This window comes from Nocardioides sp. YIM 152315, assembly GCF_029210375.1.
In the GTDB taxonomy this organism is placed as follows: Bacteria; Actinomycetota; Actinomycetes; order Propionibacteriales; family Nocardioidaceae; genus Nocardioides.
This window is the reverse complement of sequence record NZ_JARGER010000050.1, coordinates 12,778-28,970: the sequence shown is the minus strand read 5'-3', so window position 1 is coordinate 28,970 and position 16,193 is coordinate 12,778. Positions and strand designations below refer to the sequence as shown.

18 protein-coding genes and 1 tRNA gene are annotated in these 16,193 nt (G+C 72.5%); all 19 read right to left on the bottom strand.

Going from position 1 to position 16,193, the window contains the following annotated elements; translation table 11 throughout:
- Positions 1-47 precede the first annotated feature (47 nt).
- Positions 48-121 (bottom strand) — tRNA-Pro (locus PZ894_RS23480).
- Between the two features lie 82 nt (positions 122-203).
- Positions 204-593: a DUF664 domain-containing protein gene (locus PZ894_RS23475; RefSeq protein WP_275748508.1), complete on the bottom strand. Its 390-nt coding sequence runs from the start codon at positions 591-593 to the stop codon at positions 204-206.
- Positions 594-669: 76 nt separating this feature from the next.
- On the bottom strand, positions 670-1,605 hold the full coding sequence (locus PZ894_RS23470; RefSeq protein ID WP_275748507.1) for a hypothetical protein: 936 nt from the start codon (positions 1,603-1,605) through the stop codon (positions 670-672).
- Positions 1,602-2,957, bottom strand: coding sequence for a ribosome biogenesis GTPase Der (der, locus tag PZ894_RS23465; RefSeq protein WP_275748505.1), 1,356 nt, complete (start codon positions 2,955-2,957; stop codon positions 1,602-1,604). Before der ends, PZ894_RS23470 begins: the two co-directional genes overlap by 4 nt.
- Positions 2,954-3,718, bottom strand: coding sequence for a lysophospholipid acyltransferase family protein (locus tag PZ894_RS23460; protein ID WP_275748503.1), 765 nt, complete (start codon positions 3,716-3,718; stop codon positions 2,954-2,956). Before PZ894_RS23460 ends, der begins: the two co-directional genes overlap by 4 nt.
- Positions 3,715-4,416, bottom strand: a complete 702-nt coding sequence (cmk, locus tag PZ894_RS23455) for a (d)CMP kinase (RefSeq protein WP_275748501.1) — start codon at positions 4,414-4,416, stop codon at positions 3,715-3,717. Before cmk ends, PZ894_RS23460 begins: the two co-directional genes overlap by 4 nt.
- Positions 4,417-4,427: 11 nt before the next feature.
- Positions 4,428-5,498 (bottom strand): prephenate dehydrogenase, encoded by a 1,071-nt coding sequence (locus PZ894_RS23450; protein WP_275748499.1) that lies wholly within the window; start codon positions 5,496-5,498, stop codon positions 4,428-4,430.
- Complete coding sequence (gene aroH, locus PZ894_RS23445) at positions 5,491-5,877, bottom strand: chorismate mutase (RefSeq protein WP_275748497.1); 387 nt, start codon at positions 5,875-5,877, stop codon at positions 5,491-5,493. Before aroH ends, PZ894_RS23450 begins: the two co-directional genes overlap by 8 nt.
- 43 nt (positions 5,878-5,920) lie before the next feature.
- Positions 5,921-6,313: a VOC family protein gene (locus PZ894_RS23440; RefSeq protein ID WP_275748495.1), complete on the bottom strand. Its 393-nt coding sequence runs from the start codon at positions 6,311-6,313 to the stop codon at positions 5,921-5,923.
- Positions 6,310-7,116 (bottom strand): AraC family transcriptional regulator, encoded by an 807-nt coding sequence (locus tag PZ894_RS23435; RefSeq protein ID WP_275748493.1) that lies wholly within the window; start codon positions 7,114-7,116, stop codon positions 6,310-6,312. The genes PZ894_RS23440 and PZ894_RS23435 overlap by 4 nt, the downstream gene beginning before the upstream one ends.
- Before the next feature lie 20 nt (positions 7,117-7,136).
- The gene (locus PZ894_RS23430) at positions 7,137-7,904 is read right to left on the bottom strand and encodes a pseudouridine synthase (protein ID WP_275748492.1); all 768 of its coding nucleotides are present in this window, start codon (positions 7,902-7,904) and stop codon (positions 7,137-7,139) included.
- The gene (gene scpB, locus PZ894_RS23425) at positions 7,901-8,596 is read right to left on the bottom strand and encodes an SMC-Scp complex subunit ScpB (RefSeq protein WP_275748491.1); all 696 of its coding nucleotides are present in this window, start codon (positions 8,594-8,596) and stop codon (positions 7,901-7,903) included. Before scpB ends, PZ894_RS23430 begins: the two co-directional genes overlap by 4 nt.
- On the bottom strand, positions 8,589-9,509 hold the full coding sequence (locus PZ894_RS23420; protein ID WP_275748490.1) for a segregation/condensation protein A: 921 nt from the start codon (positions 9,507-9,509) through the stop codon (positions 8,589-8,591). The genes scpB and PZ894_RS23420 overlap by 8 nt, the downstream gene beginning before the upstream one ends.
- Positions 9,506-9,853, bottom strand: coding sequence for a hypothetical protein (locus tag PZ894_RS23415; protein ID WP_275748488.1), 348 nt, complete (start codon positions 9,851-9,853; stop codon positions 9,506-9,508). Before PZ894_RS23415 ends, PZ894_RS23420 begins: the two co-directional genes overlap by 4 nt.
- Positions 9,838-10,722: a ParA family protein gene (locus PZ894_RS23410; protein WP_275748485.1), complete on the bottom strand. Its 885-nt coding sequence runs from the start codon at positions 10,720-10,722 to the stop codon at positions 9,838-9,840. Before PZ894_RS23410 ends, PZ894_RS23415 begins: the two co-directional genes overlap by 16 nt.
- Positions 10,723-11,202: 480 nt before the next feature.
- A complete protein-coding gene (locus PZ894_RS23405) occupies positions 11,203-11,514 on the bottom strand; it encodes a GNAT family N-acetyltransferase (protein WP_275748483.1) in 312 nt (103 codons plus the stop codon).
- A gap of 28 nt (positions 11,515-11,542) precedes the next feature.
- The gene (locus tag PZ894_RS23400) at positions 11,543-14,053 is read right to left on the bottom strand and encodes a DEAD/DEAH box helicase (protein ID WP_275748481.1); all 2,511 of its coding nucleotides are present in this window, start codon (positions 14,051-14,053) and stop codon (positions 11,543-11,545) included.
- Positions 14,046-14,981: a site-specific tyrosine recombinase XerD gene (gene xerD, locus PZ894_RS23395; protein WP_275748479.1), complete on the bottom strand. Its 936-nt coding sequence runs from the start codon at positions 14,979-14,981 to the stop codon at positions 14,046-14,048. The genes PZ894_RS23400 and xerD overlap by 8 nt, the downstream gene beginning before the upstream one ends.
- A gap of 12 nt (positions 14,982-14,993) precedes the next feature.
- The gene (gene ald, locus PZ894_RS23390; RefSeq protein ID WP_275748478.1) at positions 14,994-16,118 is read right to left on the bottom strand and encodes an alanine dehydrogenase; all 1,125 of its coding nucleotides are present in this window, start codon (positions 16,116-16,118) and stop codon (positions 14,994-14,996) included.
- Between the last annotated feature and the right edge of the window lie 75 nt (positions 16,119-16,193).

The window sequence follows — 16,193 nt, the reverse complement described above, 5'->3', positions numbered from 1 at the left end:
ACATCTATTGGGTTCGGCCCTCCACGATGCCCTGAGACATCACACAGTCGGGCTGACAGGATTTGAACCTGCGACCCCTTGACCCCCAGTCAAGTGCGCTACCAAGCTGCGCCACAGCCCGAACGGTCGCCGCCTCGTGAGCAGCGAGCCGCGTGAACCCTATCGCAGCGGGACCGCATCCCCGGAATCGGGTCGTCCGGGGCTCAGCCCATCGACTTCTGGCCGTCGATCGTCTCGCGGATGATGCCGGCGTCGCCGGCGTGCTGGGCGGTCTCGGCGACGATGTGCAGGAAGGTGCGTCGGGCCGACCAGGTGGCGCCGGGCTCGCTCCACGGCGCCTCGGGCAGCGGGTGCCGGCGGTCGAGGTAGACGGTCTCGACCAGCTTGTCGGTGGCGGCCGCGACCTCGTCGTCCGCCGCGAGCAGGCTGTCGAGCGTCTCGTCGCCGACCATCCGGAAGCCGTTCTGGTAGTCCAGGACGTCGGCCGGAGGGTTGGACCAGTCGCTCTCCTCCCAGTCGACCGGCGGCAGCTGGGTCGGGCCGTTGACGACGAAGTCCGCCCACTCCCGCTCGACGGCGGCGACGTGCTTGATCAGCCCGCCCCAAGGCAGTCGTCGCGTTCGGTGGTCATGCCACGACTCCAGGAAGCCCTGCGGCCAGATTCTGTCCTCAATCGGGACTGACTTCGGCGGAGTCCCGGGAGACCCGCAGCGAGGACGTGTCGACGGCGACGAAGTCGGCGGCCGGGATCTCCTTCAGCTCCTCCACCAGCGCCGCGGGCCAGCGGCGGTTCTGCTCGCCCTGGAAGTACCACGGCGACCCGTTGTCGGCGAGCACGAGGCCGTAGGTCTTCATCGCGTCGATCACGGTCACGGCGTACGCCGACAAGCCGCGCATCGGGAAGTCGGACCGCAGGCGGAACCGCGCGCCCATCGGCGGGTAGGCCAGCGAGGACCGGGAGCCGGCGTCGTGCCGCGCCGGCCAGAGGTGGTGCCGGCTCGTGACGTCGGTCGTGAACCGGATCGCATGGTCGACCCGACCCGCACGCACCTCGCGCCACCGCAGCAGGCCGGGCAGGAGCGGCAGCCCCGCGGCGTCGGCCGAGGTCCAGCCGTCCGGACGCAGGCGGTTGGATCGCAGTGACCAGACCGCACCGGAGCCGGCGACCCAGCGACCGCGCCGGGTCCGCGTGTTCCAGGTCTCGTAGAGCCGGCATCGGCCACTGTCGACCACGATCGCGTGCCGGTCGCCGTCCGACCCGCGGCCGCCCTCGATCCTGGTGTCGCGCCCGAGCGGGTACCGCACCCGGTCGCTCTCCGCCGCGTAGTGGAAGCGCACCCGCACCTTCGGGTGCGATCGCTTCACGACGGTGACCGGGATGCCGTAGCGGCCCCCGAAGTCGGGGTGCAGATCCACGCCGGTCGACATGTGCAAGAGCCACTGCCGCGAGCGCCGGTGCACGGGAAGGTCGCTGACGTCGGCATGCCACCAGTTGTCCGCGGGGAACGCAGAGCAGCGGGTGCCGGCGATCGGATCCGCGGTCGCGGGCACCGGCGCCGCCGTCGTGCCGACGGCGAGCAGCAGGGCCACGACGGCGCGGATCACCGCTTGCGCTTCTCGCGCGGTCGCTGCTGCAGCACGATCGGCGTGCCGACGAACCCGAACTCCTCGCGCAGGCGTCGCTCGATGAACCGCTCGTACGACGCGTCGAGCTTGCCGCTCGTGAAGAGGATGAACGTCGGCGGCGCGGTCGACGCCTGCGTGCCGAAGAGGATCTTGGGCTGCTTGCCGCTGCGCACCGGGTGCGGGTGCTCGGCGACGAGCCGGCCCAGGAAGCCGTTGAGCGCGCCGGTCGACACGCGGGTCTCCCAGCCCTCGAGCGCCCGGTCGAGCGCCGGCACCAGGCGGTCGATGTGCCACCCGGTGCGCGCGGTGATGTTGATCCGCGGCGCCCACTGCACCTGCACGAGCTCGCGCTCGATCTCGCGCTCGAGGTAGTAGCGGCGCTCCTCGTCGACGAGGTCCCACTTGTTGAACGCGATCACCAGCGCGCGGCCGGTCTCCCGGACCGTCTGCAGGATGCGCACGTCCTGCTCGGAGATGCTCTGGTCGGCGTCGAGCACCAGCACCGCGACCTCGGCGCGGTCGATCGCGGTCGACGTGCGCAGGGAGGCGTAGTACTCGTGGCCCGACGCCTCCTTGACCCGCTTGCGCAGGCCGGCGGTGTCGATGAAGCGCCACGTCCGGTCGCCGAGCACGATCAGCTCGTCGACGGGGTCGACGGTCGTGCCGGCAACGTTGTCGACGACGACGCGCTCCTCCCTCGCGAGCTTGTTGAGCAACGAGGACTTGCCGACGTTGGGCTTGCCGACGATCGCGATCCGACGCGGACCGCCGACCTTCTCTCCCAGCGTCTCGGGGGGCGGCTCCGGCAGCGCGGCCAGCACGGCGTCGAGCATGTCGCCCGAGCCCCGGCCGTGCAGCGCCGAGACCGGGAACGGCTCGCCCAGGCCGAGGTTCCACAACCCGTACGCCTCGGCCTCGGTGCGCTGGTCGTCGACCTTGTTCGCGGCGAGCACCACCGGCTTGCCGGACTTGCGCAGGATGCGCACCACGGCCTCGTCGGCGTCGGTGATCCCGACGGTGGCGTCGACGACAAAGAGCACCGCGTCGGCGAGGCTCACGGCGATCTCCGCCTGCGCGGCGATCCGCTCGGCGAGACCGCGGGCGTCGGGGTCCCAACCGCCGGTGTCGACCACGGTGAAGGCGCGGCCGTTCCAGTTCGCGTCGTACGACACGCGGTCACGCGTCACGCCCGGGATGTCCTCGACGACCGCCTCGCGGCGGCCGATGATCCGGTTGACCAGCGTGGACTTGCCGACGTTGGGTCGTCCCACGACCGCAAGGACGGGGACGGGTCCGAGCGCCTCCGTGGCGGCAGGCTCCAGCTCGGTCATGGTGCTCCTTCATCGGTGACCCCGGTCGCGGGGTCGGGATCTACGTCGGTGGGCGGCAGCGGACCCGGGAGCTCTCGCCCGGTCGACGCGCGCGCCCGGTCCAGCTGGACCAGCATGTGTTCACGCAGCAACAACGAGGCCTTCTCGACTTGTTCCCGGGTGCGCGGCCACGGCACGGCGTCGGTGCGCCACACCTCGCCGAAGATCATGTCGATGGCGGCGCCGCGCCGCGGCAGCGACCCGCTGGTGCCGCCCGGCTCCCGGCTGCCGAGCATGGTGACGGGTACGACGGGGGCGCCCGACACCAGCGCCAGGTAGGCCGCTCCGCGGTGGAACCGCTCGAGGTCGCCGGGTCCCCGGCTCCCCTCCGGGTAGATCCCGATCGCGCGCCCGCTGCGCAGCGCGCGCAGGCAGGTCTTCACCGCACGCGGGTCGGTGTGGAAGCGGTCCAGCGGGATCTGGCCGGACCACCACAGGAACCGGCCGAGGAGGCCCCGGAACATCTCGACCTTCGTCAGCGCATGCGCGGGCCGGGGCCCGAAGATCGCGAGCAGCGGCCCGTCGATCACCCCGACGTGGTTGGACGCGTAGATCACCGGTCCCGTCGGCGGGACCTGCCCCCCGCCGTGCACGCGCACGGCGTACCGCCGCCGGATGAGGAAGCGCGCCAGCGGCCGCAGCGGCGAGTACAGCAGGTAGCGCGGCGCGCCGGGGACCCGGTCGCTCCGGGGCGGCGCGAGGTGGGCGCGCTGCTCGTTCATGTGCGGGCCCCCGCGTCGTCGACGAGCGAGACGACCAGCCCGATGACCTCCTCGAGGGTGTACGCCGTGGTGTCGACGTGCACCGCTCCCTCGGCCCGGACCAGCGGGGCCGTGGCCCGGCCGGAGTCGATCTTGTCGCGGGCGAGCAGCGACTGGCGGGTGGCGCCGAGGTCGGCTCCGCCCTGCTCGGCGGCGCGGCGCGCGGCGCGGGCCGCCGGGTCGGCGCTCAGGTAGACCTTGACCGCGGCGTCCGGGGCCACGACGGAGCCGATGTCGCGTCCCTCGACCACGATGCCGCCGTCGGCGGTCGCGTCGCCGATGACGGCGCGCTGGAGCTGGAGCAGCCGCGCGCGCACCTCGGGGACCGCGCTCACCGGCGAGACGGCGGCGTTGACGTCGTCGCCGCGGATGCCCGCCGCGACGTCCTCGCCGTCGACGGTGATCGTCGGGTCGAGCGGGTCGGTGCCGGAGACGATCTCGGGGTCACCGGCGTGGGCCGCCACCGCGTCCGCGTCGTGCACGTCGACGCCGTGCCGGAGCATCCACCACGTCATCGCGCGGAACATCGCGCCGGTGTCCAGGTAGCGCAGCCCCAGCCGGTCGGCGACCCCGCGCGAGGTGCTCGACTTGCCCGAGCCCGAGGTGCCGTCGACGGCGACGACGAGGCCGGCAGGAGCGGTGCGCGCGGAGCTGTTCACGGGGCCGCAGCCTACCGGTGCGTCACCCAGCCACGGGATTCGAGAGACGCCAGCAGGTGCTCGCCGCTCGCCTCGTCGACGACGAGCTCGACGAGGCCGACCGCGCGGCCGAGGTCGTGGTCGATGCGGACGTCCTCGATGTTGACCCCGCTCTCCCCCGCCGCGGCGAAGAGCCTGGCCAGCACCCCCGGCTCGTCGGGCACCGACACGAACACCGACGCGGTCGGGCGCACCGGCCCGCCGTGCTTGCCCGGGATCGCGTGGGTGCCGGCGACGCCCTGCTCGAGGAGCGCGGCCAGCGCGTCGCCGTCCGCGGCCGAGACCGCGGCGATCAGCGCGTCGAGCTCCCCGCGCACCTCGCCCAGTAGTCCGAGCACGGCGTCGGCGTTGGCGGTGACGATCTGGCCGTAGAGCGCCGGGCTGCCCGCGGCCACGCGCGTCACGTCGCGCACGCCCTGGCCCGACAGCTTGAGGTGGTCGGCGGGAGCGTCGGCGAGCCGCCCGGCCGCGAGCGAGGCGAGCAGGTGCGGCACGTGCGAGGTGCGCGCCACCGCGCGGTCGTGGTCCGCCGGGTCGAGGCGTACGACGACCCCGGCGCAGAGCCCCACGAGCTGCTCGACCACCTCGATGGCGTCGGCGTCCGCGCCCGTGTGGGGCGCAACCGCCCAGGGGCGGCCCTCGAACAGGTCGGCCGTGGCCGCGAGGGGACCCGAGCGCTCGCTCCCGGCCATCGGGTGACCACCGACGTAGCGGCGTACCGCCGGATGGTCGCGCACCGCCGCCAGCGGCCCGCTCTTGACGCTGCCGACGTCGGTGACGACGGTGACCGGGTCGCTCGCGTCGAGCGCCGCCCCGATCGCCGCACCCAGGTGGTCGGGAGGGACCGCGACGACGACGAGCTGCGGCCGGTCCTCCGCGCCGCGCGGGCGCCCCGCGCCGAGGGCGGACGCCGTGCGGACGTGCTCCGCGGAGACGTCCGACAGCAGCACGTCCAGCCCCGCCTTGCGGCAGGCGAGCGCGACCGACGTGCCGAGCAGCCCCGTGCCGACGACCTCGACGGGCCCGACCAGGCCGCTACTCATCGTCGGGCACCGCGCGGACCCGGGTGAGGTCGCGACGCAGCGCGGCGGCACCGTGAAGGTAGACGTGGGTGATGTCGGAGCGCGGCAGGTCGGTCTCGACGTGCGCCATCATCCGCACGACGCGGGGCATCGAGCCCTCGATCTCCAGCTCGCGCGCACAGATCAGCGGGACGTCGCCGAACCCGAGCCGGCGGGCGGCGTACGCCGGGAACTCCGAGTGCAGGTCCGACGTCGCGGTGAAGACCACCGAGATGAAGTCGTCGACCTCGAGGCCGTTGGAGTCCATCACGTCGGTGACCATCTCCGCCACCCGCTCGAGCATGTGGTCACGCACGTCCTCGTCGAGCTGGGTCGCCCCTCGCACTGCCCTGACTGCCACGCCTAGACCCTAACGAGGGTCGCGCTCGCGATGCGCGCCGGTCTCAGGACGGCTGGTAGCTCCCGAACGACCAGTGGTTGCCCTCGGGGTCCTCGACGCTGCCGCCGCGGCCGCCGTAGTCCTCGTCCCGCATCGCGCGGATCACCGTCGCGCCCGCCTCGACGGCGCGGTCGAAGACGGCGTCCGGGTCGTCGGTGACCACGTATGCCGCCGAGCCGCCCACGTTGTCGACGACGGCCTCGTCGCGCTGGCTGCCGAACATGAGGCCGCCCCCGCCCGGCCACAGCCACTCCGCGTGCACCACGACGGTCGGGTCCTTCTCGTCCCGGTAGGTCGCGTGCTCGACGAACCCGATGGTGCTCAGCCACGCGATCATCGCGTCCGCGTCGCGGACCGACATGGTGTGCCAGAGCCTGACGTCTGCTGCTTTGCTCATGACGTCGACCCTGCCTCGCTCGTGGGGTGCAGGTCTTGAAGGAACGGGAACTCCTCCCGCAGCCACGTCGTCGGCGGGCAGCCCGCCAGGTCCACCCACTCGCGCGTGAGGTGGGCCTGGTCGGCGTACCCGCACCGCTGCGCCGCCTCCGCGAGGGGCACGCGACCGAGCAGCGCGCGGGACCGCTCGAACCGGCCGACGCGACGCACCTCCTGCGGCGTCAGCCCGCACTCGCGGCGCACCAGCGTGCCCAGGTGGCGGCGGCTGTAGCCGACGTCGTCGGCCACGTCCTGCACGGTGGCGCCGCGGGTCAGTCGGGCGAGCGCCCGGCCCACCTCGGCGCGAGGCTCGTGCGCGTCGAGGCGCGCGAGCTGTCCCAGCAGCGTCTGCTCGACGACCCACTCACGCGACCCGGCCGGGCAGCCGTCGAGCCGCTCCGGCAGGTCCCGCAGCGCCGGTGCGACGTCGTCGAGCTCGACGATCGCGCCGGCGAGGGCTGCCGCCGGGAGCCCGAACAGCACGCGCGCCCCGGCGGTCGTGACGGCCAGCTGCACCCCGACCTGGTGGCCGTCGTGGTGGATCTCCGCCGGGTGGGCGTGCAGCCCCGACAGCGTCGACCACCGCGCGGCGCGGCTCTCCGGCCGCCCCCGCCAGCCGACGTCGAGCGGCTCCCCGATCGGCAGCACGAAGGTGAGCGTCGTCCCGGGCAGCCCCCGGTGCACCCCGGGCGCGCCCAGGTCGACGTCGTACGCCGTGACCGAGGCGACGTACGGCGCCAGCGCCGGGTGGATCACCGCGCCCACGCCTCCACGGTAGCGGGACCTCAGAGCTGCGCGCGGTCGAGCAGCTCGCCGAGCTCCTCGCGCGAGAGCTCCCGCATCTCCCCGACGGGCAGGCGGCCGAGCGGGACCGGGCCGATCGCGGTGCGGGTGAGCCTGCGGACCGGATGGCCGACGTGCTCGAGCAGCCGGCGCACGATCCGGTTGCGACCCTCGTGGATCACCAGCTCGACGATCGACCGCGTGGGCGACGCCTCCACGACGCGTGCCCTGCGCACGGTCACCGGACCGTCCTCCAGGGTCACGCCCTCGAGCAGCTGCTTGACGATCCGGCGGTAGACCTCGCCCTCGACCTCCGCGACGTAGGTCTTGTCGACCTCGTACGACGGGTGCGCCATCCGGTGCGCGAAGTCGCCGTCGTTCGTGAGCAGGATGAGGCCCGTGGTGTCGGTGTCGAGTCGACCGACGTGGAAGAGCCGTTCGGGTCGATCGGCCACGAGGTCGCCGAGCGTGCGGCGCCCCTCGGGGTCGGACATCGTGGAGACCACGCCGCGCGGCTTGTTGAGCACCAGGTAGACCTTCTCGGAGACCGGCGGCAGCCGCTTGCCCTCGACCCGGATCACCGCGGTGCGCGGGTCGACCTTGGTGCCGAGCCGCGTCACTACCTCCCCGTCGACCTCCACGAACCCGCCGAGCATCAGCTCCTCGCACTTGCGCCGCGAGGCGACACCGGACTGCGCGAGCAGCTTCTGCAGCCGGATCAGGCCCTCGTCATCGGTCTCGATGCCGGGGCCGGTCGGTGGAGTGCTCACGTCGGCTCGGTCCCGCCGTCGGGCTCGGTGCCGTCGCCGGAGTGCGGCGAGTGCGGGTGCTGAGGCTCGGGCTCCGGCGCGGACTCGGTGGCCACGGGCGCCGGGGCGACCATCTCGGCCAGCTCGTCCTCGAGATCCTCCATGTCGGGCAGGTACGGCGCGAGCTCGGGCAGCTCGTCGAGCGACGTGATCCCGATCCGCTCCAGGAAGTAGCCCGTGGTCCGGTAGAGGTTGGCTCCGGTCTCGTGGTCCTGCCCGGCCTCCTCGACGAGGCCGCGGGTCAGCAGCGTGCGCATCACGCCGTCGACGTTGACGCCGCGGATGGCCGAGACCCGCGCCCGCGAGACGGGCTGCTTGTAGGCGACGACCGCGAGCGTCTCCAGCGCCGCCTGCGTCAGACGCGCCTGCTGGCCCTCGAGCACGTAGCCCTCGACGACGGCGGCGTAGTCGTCGCGGGTGTAGTAGCGCCAGCCGCCGCCGACGTTGCGCAGCTCGAAGCCTCGCCCCTGCTCGGTGTACTCCGCCGCCAGCTCCCCCAGCGCCGCGGTCACGTCGTCGACGGGGTAGCCCACGACCGTCGCCAGCGCCATCGTCTCCATCGGCTGGTCGGCGACCATCAGCAGTGCCTCCAGCGATGGGCGCAGCGCGGCGACCGGGACGGCGATCTGCTCCTCGATCTCGGTGTCAGTCATCGCCGTCATCTCCCTCGTCTGCTGTCGCTTCCGTGCCGCCCGCGGAGACCTCGGCCTCCGGCGGCGTGCCGTCGAACTCGTCGGTGATCAGGTCGTCGACGTCGGCGTCGTCGTCACCGGTCCACCGTACGGTGAGCTCGCCGAGCGGGGTCACCTGCTCGAAGCCGACCGCACCCTCGCGGAAGAGCTCCAGCAGCGACAGGAACCGCGCCACCGTGGTCAGCCGGTCGGGCGAGTCGCCGCACAGCGCCCGGAACGTCATCGCGCCGCTGCGGCGCAGCCGCTCCACCACCAGCGCCGCCTGCTCGCGCACGCTCACCTTGGCGGCGTGGATGTGGTGCAGCGAGAGCTCGAGCACCGGCTTCGGCTCGAGCGCCTTCGCCGCGAGCTGCGCGAACTGGTCGAGCCCGATGCCGATCAGGACCTCCGGCAGCAGCCCGGCGTACCGCTCCTCGAGTCCGACCGCCCGCGCGTGCCGTCGCGACTCGGTCGCGAGCCGTTCCTCGAGGACGGCCGCGACCTGCTTGAACGCCTTGTACTGCAGCAGCCGCGCGAAGAGGAGGTCGCGTGCCTCGAGCAGCGCGAGGTCCTCCTCGTCCTCGACGTCCCCCTGCGGCAGCAGTCGCGCGGCCTTGAGGTCGAGCAGGGTCGAGGCGACGAGCAGGAACGACGTCGTCTGCTCGAGGTCCCAGGACGACCCCATCGCCTTGACGTGCGCGATGAACTCGTCGGTCACCTTCGACAGCGAGACCTCGGTGATGTCGAGCTTGTGCTTCGCGATCAGGTTGAGCAGCAGGTCGAAGGGGCCCTCGAAGTTGTCGAGGCGCACCTCGAACGCCGGCGCGGCCTCCGCCGCCGGCTGCTCCGCGGCGGGATCGACGGCACCGTCGGGCTGCTGGACGTCCGCGGTCATTCCTCGGTCAATCGTCGGACCAGGGCGCTGTCGTCGCCGTGCGCCTCGAAGTCGGCCAGCGCCATCGCGATCGCCTCGCGCACCAGCCGGCCGCGATCGACCGCGAGGCCGTGGGAGCGGCGCAGGACCAGCCGGGCGTGCTCGAGGTCGAGCAGCTCGTCGGAGGTCACGTAGACCGTCATCTTCTCGTCGTGCCGCACCCGGCCGCTGGGCCTGCGGGGCCGGCTCGGCTCGGGCGCAGCGGCCGCCTCCTCCTCCGGCTCGGCCGCGGGCGCCGGCTCCGCGGCGGGAGCGGTACGGCGGAAGAGGTCGTCGGCGGCGGGAAGGCTCACGCGTCGGGCCACCGAGCGAGCACCTCCTTGGCCAGCTGGCGGTAGGCGTCGGCGCCCGTGGACGACGACGCGTACGACGTGATCGGCTCGCCGGCGACCGTCGAGTCCGAGAACTTCACCGTGCGGCGGATCACCGTGTGGAAGACCCGGTCACCCCATGCCTGGACGAGCCGCTCCATCACCTCGCGGCTGTGCAGCGTGCGACCGTCGTACATGGTGCCGAGCACGCCGTCGATCTCGAGCTTGGGGTTGAGCCGCTCGCGGACCTTGTCGATCGTCGTCTTGAGCAGCGCGACGCCGCGCAGCGCGAAGTACTCGCACTCCAGCGGCACGATCACGCCGTCGGAGGCGGTGAGCGCGTTGACGGTCAGCAGGCCGAGCGAGGGCTGGCAGTCGATCAGCACCACGTCGTACTCCGCGAGCGCCGGGGCCAGCACGCGCTGCAGCGTCTGCTCGCGGGCGACCTCGTGGACCAGCTGCACCTCGGCGGCCGAGAGGTCGATGTTCGACGGGAGGAGGTCCATGCCTTCGACGCCGGTGGGGACCACGACCTCGGAGAGCTCGACGTCCTTCTCCATGAGGAGGTTGTAGACGGTCAGCTCCATCTCGTGGGGGTTGAGCCCAAGCCCGACCGACAGCGAGCCCTGCGGGTCGAAGTCGACGAGCAGCACCTTGCGGCCGTACTCCGCCAGTGACGCACCCAGATTGATCGCCGTCGTGGTCTTGCCGACCCCGCCCTTCTGGTTGCACATCGAGATCACCCGGGCGTGGCCGTGGGTGGTCAGCGGCCGCGGCTCCGGCAGGTCCGGCATCGGCCGGCCCGTCGGGCCCAGCTCACGCTGGGGGGCGTCCGGGCGCTCGAACGGCAGGGGGTCGGACACGGGCAGCTCATCTCGCGGGTCGGGGGAAGGCGGGTCGACAGGGGGACGGGGGGTGCGGGGTGGCATCTCGCCGGTGGCTCCGGACGGGGGAACCGATCCTCCGAAGGTGCCACCAGCGTTCATGGGACACTCCTCCCGACTTGTCGACACGGCGACTTGTGGTCGACTCCCGGGCGAGCCTAGGACCGCCCTCCGACAGCGACAACATCGGGACCGGAAACCCCCAGGGCGACCGGAAATCTGTTGATGGCGTGTGTACGGCGCAGTCGGGCGATGCACAGGACGCGGCCGGCCTGTGCACAGTCCTGTGGAGGAGCGTCAGGGCGTGGCTCTCAATTCGGGCCGTCGCGAGCGTCGTCCAGCGCGTGCTCTCGCAAGGCGCCGGAGCGAAGGCAGACTGGGTCGTCTTACGAGCGACGGCAACGCCGCGAGAGTGCGTGATGGGCGGCGCGCAGCAGGCCGTGAATTGGGAGCCGGGCCCTAGTCCTTCGCGGTGCTCTCCGGTGCGCCGTAGACCAGGTCGGTGTAGTCGGGATGCTTGCCGATCCAGCCCTTGACGAACGGGCACAGCGGCAGCACCCGGCGCGCGCCGTCGGCGCGCACGTCGTCGAGCGCGAACCGCGCGAGCGCCGAGCCGACGCCCTGCCCCTCGAACCTCTCGTCCACCTCGGTGTGGGTGAAGACCACCAGCCGGTCGGTGAGCTGGTACTCGGCGAAGCCGGCCAGCTCGCCGTCGATGTGGGCCTCGTAGCGGCTCGCGGACGGGTGGTGGGAGGTCTGCACGTCGGCCATGGTCCCCAGCGTACGGACCCGGCGGACCTCAGCCGCCGAGCCGGCGCATCGTCACCGCCGACAGCACCAGCTCGCCGGCCTCGTCGGAGGCGTCGAGGTCGGCGATCGCCTCGACCACCCAGTCGTGGTTGCCGTCCGGGTCGTGGATGGTCTGTCGCACCTCCCAGCGCCGCCCCGACTCGGTGACCACGAGCAGCGACGGGCCACGTGCGTCGGCGTCGAGGAGCACCCGGTCGTGCTCGGCGTAGTAGTCCTCGATCGCCTCGTCCCAGGCCGACCGGGTCATCACGACCTCGCCGGGAGGATCGGTGCGGTCGGCCGCGGCGCGCTCGAGGCGGACCAGCCCGTCGAGGTCGTCGCGCGCGACCAGCTCGACCCGGCACCACATCGCGTTGCGGATCATCACGCCGAAGGCCCGTGACTGCTTGGAGATCGGTCGCGGCGACGGCGGCGGCTCGTGGTGGGCGACGTCGGAGCGTGCGTGCGACGGGTCGGCCAGCGCCTCCCACTCGTCGAGCAGCGACGAGTCGGTCTGCCGGACGGTCTCCCCCAGCCACTCGACCAGGTCGTCGAGCTCGGGCGTGCGGTGCTGCTCGGGCACGGTCTGCCGCAGGGTCCGGTAGGCGTCGGTCAGGTAGCGCAGCACCAGCCCCTCCGACCGCGCGAGCTGGTATCGCGACACGAAGTCGGTGAAGCTCATCCCCTGCTCGTACATCTCCCGCACGATCGACTTCGGCTGCAGTGCGTCCTGGGCCAGCCACGGGTGGGTCTGCCGATAGATCTCGTACGTCGCCTCCAGCAGCTCGGCCAGGGGCTGCGGCCAGGTGACCTCCTCGAGCAGGGTCATCCGCTCCTCGTACTCCAGCCCGTCGGCCTTCATCTCCGCGACGGCCTCCCCGCGCGCGACGTACTGCTGCTGCGCCAGGATCTGCCGCGGCCCCTCGAGCACCGCCTCGACGACGGACACGATGTCGCGCGCATGCTCCTCCGTCTCCGGGTCCAGGACGTCGAGCGCCGCGAGCGCGAAGTGCGACAGCGGCTGGTTGAGCGCGAAGTCCACCGGCAGGTCGACCGTGAGCGCGTAGCGCCGGCCGAACTCGTCGGGCTGGTCGAGCCGGGTCACCACCCCCGAGCGCACCAGCGACCGGGCCAGCCGCAGCGCGCGCCGCGACAGCCGGAGCTGCTGGCGCGGCTCCTCGTGGTTGTCGGTGAGCAGCCTGCGCAGCACCGGGAAGGCGTCCTCCTCGCGGACGAGGACGTTGACGAGCATCGCGTTGTCGACCTTCATCCGCGACACCAGCTGCTCGGGCACGCCGGCGACCAGCTTGTCGTAGGTCTGCTCGGTCCACACGACCGTGCCCTCGGGCGGCTTCTTCAGCTGCGCCTTGGAGTGCTTCTTCCCGGCCGCCCGGCGCTCCGCGGACTTCGCCTTGAGCCGCTCGTTCTCGATGACGTGCTCGGGTGCCTGCACGACGACGTACCCCGCCGTGTCGAAGCCCGCCCGCCCGGCGCGGCCGGCGATCTGGAGGAACTCCCGGGTGCGCAGGATCCGCTGCCGGTTGCCGTCGAACTTCGCCAGCCCGGTGAAGAGCACGGTCCGGATCGGCACGTTGATGCCGACGCCGAGCGTGTCGGTGCCACAGATCACCGACAGCAGCCCGGCCTGCGCGAGCTGCTCGACCAGTCGCCGGTAGCGCGGCAGCATCCCCGCGTGGTGGACGCCGATGCCCCGCCGCAGCAGCTTCGAGAGCGTCTTGCCGAAGCCGGCGCCGAAGCGCACGTGGTCGAGGCGGGTGCCGAGGTCGGGCTTGGGGATCCAGCCCGCCTTGAGCAGGGCCGTCGCGTGCTCTACGGCGTCCTTCTGCGTGAAGTGCACGACGTACGCCGGGGCCTGGCCGGTCGTCACGAGCTCCTCGAGCGTCTCGGCGAGCGGCGTGACCGACCACGAGAACGACAGCGGCACCGGTCGCTCGGCGTCGGCGACGACGGTCGTCTCACGTCCGTTGCGACGGGTCAGGTCGGCGGCGAGGTCGGAGACGTCGCCCAGCGTCGCCGACATCAGCAGGAACTGCGCCTGCGGCAGCTCGAGCAGCGGCACCTGCCAGGCCCAGCCGCGGTCGGGCTCGGCGTAGAAGTGGAACTCGTCCATCACCACGAGCCCGACGTCCGCGTCCGCGCCCTCCCGCAGCGCGAGGTTGGCGAGCACCTCGGCGGTGCAGCAGATGATCGGCGCGTCCGGGTTGACCGAGGCGTCGCCGGTGAGCATGCCGACGTCCGCGGCCCCGAAGGTCTCGACGAGCGCGAAGAACTTCTCGTTCACCAGGGCCTTGATCGGCGCGGTGTAGAACGACACCCGGTCCTCGGCGAGCGCGGCCCGGTGGGCCGACTCCGCGACGAGGGACTTGCCGGACCCGGTCGGGGTCGCGAGCACGACGTTGTCGCCGGCCAGCAGGGCGAGGATCGCCTCCTCCTGGTGGGGGTAGAGCGTCAGCCCGCGGCCGGCGGCGGCCGCGGTGATGTCGTCGAGCAGGTCAGTCACGAGCCCTCGGATGCGCCGTGGCGAAGACCTCGCGCAGGTTGTCGACCGTCACCAGGGTGTAGACCTGCGTCGTCGTCACGGACGCGTGCCCGAGCAGCTCCTGCACGACGCGTACGTCGGCGCCGCCGTCGAGCAGGTGGGTCGCGAACGAGTGTCGCAGGGTGTGCGGGGAGACGTCCCTCGTCACGCCCGCCCGGTCGGCCGCCTTCGCCAGCACCGCCCACGCGGACTGGCGCGAGAGCCGCCCGCCGCGGGCGTTGAGGAAGAGCGCTCCGCCGGTGCTCGAGCCCGCCGCGGTCGCGGCGGCCAACGCGGACCGCCCCCGCACCAGGTAGGCGTCGAGCGCCTCGCGTGCATAGGACCCGACCGGCACGATCCGCTCCTTGCTGCCCTTGCCCCGCAGCAGCACGGTCCCGTCCACGGGGTCGATGTCGTCGACGTCGAGGCCGACCGCCTCGGAGATGCGCGCGCCGGTGCCGTAGAGCACCTCCAGCAGCGCCCGGTCGCGCAGCGCGAGCGTCGTGCCCGGCGACCCGGCGGCGTCGAGGATCGCCTCGACGTCGGCCAGCGGCAGCGCCTTGGGCAGCCGCTTGGCCGGCGCTGGCGGCTTGACCCCGCTGGCCGGGTCGGCGACGGCGAGCCCGTCGGCGACCGCGAACCTGTGGAAGCCGCGCACCGCCACGACCGTACGTGCCGCCGAGGTGGCGCTCAACGGCGGGTGCTCGGCGTCGCCCTCCCGCAGCCGCACCAGGAAGCCCGTCACGCTGGCCTCGGTCACCTGGTCCAGGTCCTGGATGCCGGTCTCGACCAGGAAGCCCAGGTAGCGCCGCAGGTCGCGGCGGTACGACGCGAGCGTGTTCGCCGCGAGCCCGCGCTCGACCGAGAGGTGGTCGAGGTACGTGCGCACCGCGCGCTGTGGATCTCCCATGGCGGGAGAAGCCTACGAGAGCACGGCCTCCAGGCTGGCCGCGTCGATGCCGACCGCCTCGCCGACCGGGCTGTTGGTGAGCTGGCCGGCGTGGGTGTTGAGTCCCAGCGCCAGCGACCGGTCGTCACGCAGTGCCTGCTGCCACCCCTTGTCGGCCAGTGCCACGGCGTAGGGCAGCGTGGCGTTGGTGAGCGCGTACGTCGAGGTGTTGGGCACCGCGCCCGGCATGTTCGCCACGCAGTAGAACGTCGAGCCGTGCACCTGGTACGTCGGGTCCGCGTGCGTGGTCGCGTGGGTGTCCTCGAAGCAGCCGCCCTGGTCGACGGCGATGTCGACGAGCACCGATCCCGGCTTCATCCGCGAGACCAGGTCGTTGGAGACCAGCTTCGGCGCGGCGGCGCCGGGGATCAGCACGGCCCCGATCACCAGGTCCGCCTCGGTCACCTGCCGCTCGATCGCGAGCCGGGACGACGCCAGTCCGTGGACCCGGTTGTTGTAGCGCCAGAACGACATCCGCAGCTTGTCGAGGTCGGTGTCGAGCAGGGTCACGTCGGCGCCCATGCCGAGCGCGATGTTGGCGGCGTTCTGGCCCGAGACGCCAGCGCCGATGATGACGGCCTTCGCGTTGGCCACCCCGCCGACGCCGCCCATGAGCACGCCACGACCGCCCTGGGCCTTCATCAGCGAGTAGGCGCCCACCTGCGGCGCCAGGCAGCCCGCGACCTCGGACATCGGGTAGAGCAGCGGCAGCCCGCCCGAGGGCAGCTGCACGGTCTCGTAGGCGATGCCGGTGACCTGACGCTTGATCAGCTCCTCGGTCAGCGCCTTGTCCGCGGCCAGGTGCAGGTAGGTGAAGAGCGTGAGCCCCTCGCGCATCCGGTCGAACTCCTCGGCCACCGGCTCCTTGACCTTGAGCACCAGGTCGACGCCGCCGTCGGTGCCCCACGCCTCCTCGGCGGTCGCGACGATCCTCGCCCCGGCGCCGACGTACTCCTCGTCGCTGATCTGGGAGCCGACGCCCGCGTCCTGCTGGATGACGACCTCGTGCCCGTGCGCGACCAGCTCGTGCACCCCGATGGGGGTGATCGCCACGCGGTACTCGTGGTTCTTGACTTCCTTCGGGACGCCGACCTTCACCGAATCACTCCTGTCATCGATACCGTTGCGAATGCCCGATCGGAGCACTCGATCCGTGTTGTAGCGACACTATTT